Below are 1,974 nucleotides of genomic sequence, written 5' to 3'. Positions count from 1 at the left end.
CCCCATGGCCGCCCCCGGCAGCAGCGCCGACTTCGTCCGCCGGCCAGGCACGGCGCCCGAGGCGCTCACCGTCGTCCCCGCCGACCGTACGAAGGCCGCGCAGGCCGCGGCCCTCGCGGCGGCCGAGTGCGCGCAGCGGGCCGGTCAGCCGCCCTGCGGCGGGGAGTTGCGGCTCACCGGTGACATACCGGTGGGCCTGGGCATGGGCAGCTCCACCAGTGACGTGATCGCCACCGTGCGCGCGGTCGCCGACTCGTACGGGCTGCGGCTGGCCCCCGGCACGGTCGCCCGGCTGGCCGTGCGCGCGGAGCTGGCCTGCGATCCGCTGATGCTGGACGGCCGCCCGGTGCTGTTCGCCCAGCGGGAGGGCCGGGTCCTGGAGGTCCTCGGCCCAGCCCTCCCGCCGCTGGTGGTGGTGGGCTGCGCCCTCGGCGGGGGCGCGCCCGTGGACACCCTGGCCCTGCCCGTGCACGAGCCGGGCGAGGACGACGTACGGGCCTTCGAGCGGCTGCGCACGCTGCTGCGCCGGGCGGTGGCCACCGGCGATGTGCAACTGCTCGGCGAGGTCGCCACCGCCAGCGCGTGGCGCGGCCAACAGGTCCTCGGCCACCCGGAGTTCGACGCGCTGGCCGGCATCGCCCGGCGGGTCGGAGCGGCGGGTGTCCAGATCGCGCACAGCGGCTCGGTGGCGGGCGTGCTGTTCGACCCGGCCGCACCGGGCCTGCGGCACCGCGTGCGCAGCTGCCTGCGCGCCCTGGACACCCACGGCATCCCCGCCACCCGGACCTTCACGACCTTCACCACCACCAAGGAGATCTGGAATGGACCAGCACATCGCGGAGTCGATCGGCCGGCCGGACCTGATACGTCTCGACGACCGGCTCGTCTGCCTGCGCTTTGAGACGATGAAGGTGGTCTCCGCCCTGGCGGCGGTACGCCACCTGCTGGACACGGGGGCGGTACGCCGCGGGGACACCCTGCTGGACAGCTCCAGCGGCATCTACGCGTACGCCCTCGCCCTGGCCTGCCACCGGCACGGCATGCGATGTCACATCGTCGGCTCGACGACGGTGGACCGCACGCTGCGCACCCAGCTCGCCGTACTCGGGGCGACGCTGGAGCAGATGGAACCGTGCAGCGACCTCAAACTCGACCAGAAGCGGCGGGTGGAGCGGATCCACGAGATCCTCGCCGAACACCCCGAGTACCACTGGATGCGGCAGTACCACGACGACGTCCACTACCTCGGCTACCGCGCGGTCGCCGACCGGATCCGGGAGGCGACCGGCGCGGACGGGCTCACCGTCGTCGGCGGGGTCGGGTCGGGCGCCTCCACCGGAGCCCTCGCCCGCTACCTGCGCGCGGCCCCCGAGGCCGGCCCGGCCGACGTCGAACTCGTCGGCATCCAGCCGTACGGCAGCGTCACCTTCGGCGCCGAACATGTCTCCGACCCCGAGATCATCATCGCCGGCATCGGCAGCTCCATCCCCTTCGGGAACGTCTCGCACGAGCTGTACGACACCCTGCACTGGATCTCCTTCGACGCGGCGCTGGCCGGAAGCGTCGACCTGCTGCGGCGGCACGCTGTCTTCGCGGGTCTGTCGACCGGCGCCGGCTACCTCGCCGCCCGCCACGAACGCGAGCGCTCCCCCGGGCGGACGGTCCTCTTCATCGCCGCCGACACCGGCCACCGCTACGTCGACACCGTCTACGCCCGGCACCACGAGGCCGCACGGATCGCGGACCTCGCCCCGAGGGAGGTCTCCGACCGGAGCCGGCTGGCCCTGCCGTGGTCCCGGATGCACTGGAACCGCGCCCCTGCGGCGGCCCCGGCCAGGACGTCCTAGGGCGTGTTGCGAAAGTAGCGCCGTCCGCCCGGAGGGCGGGGCCCGCGGCGTCTGGTGCGTGCGATCGCAAGGCGGAGAATCATCCTCGTACTGGGCGTACTTGGATGAGTCCGACAACGCAGCGTGG

General features: G+C 73.8%; 2 protein-coding genes. Both read left to right on the top strand.

Going from position 1 to position 1,974, the window contains the following annotated elements; translation table 11 throughout:
- A partial coding sequence (locus tag ACWGI8_RS43615; RefSeq protein ID WP_453669091.1) for a GHMP family kinase ATP-binding protein occupies nucleotides 1-901 on the top strand: 901 nt, incomplete at its 5' end.
- Nucleotides 822-1,847: a pyridoxal-phosphate dependent enzyme gene (locus tag ACWGI8_RS43610; RefSeq protein WP_453669089.1), complete on the top strand. Its 1,026-nt coding sequence runs from the start codon at nucleotides 822-824 to the stop codon at nucleotides 1,845-1,847. The genes ACWGI8_RS43615 and ACWGI8_RS43610, both read left to right, overlap by 80 nt.
- Nucleotides 1,848-1,974: the final 127 nt, after the last annotated feature.

The sequence above is a fragment of the Streptomyces sp. NPDC054841 genome, assembly GCF_053611045.1.
Note: the sequence above shows the minus strand (reverse complement) of the source record. Positions and strands in the feature narration are given on the sequence as shown.

What these genes read in the sequence shown, in the direction of transcription:
- ACWGI8_RS43610 (WP_453669089.1), top strand. Translation starts at nt 822, where the DNA reads ATGGACCAGCACATCGCGGAGTCGATCGGCCGGCCGGACCTGATACGT.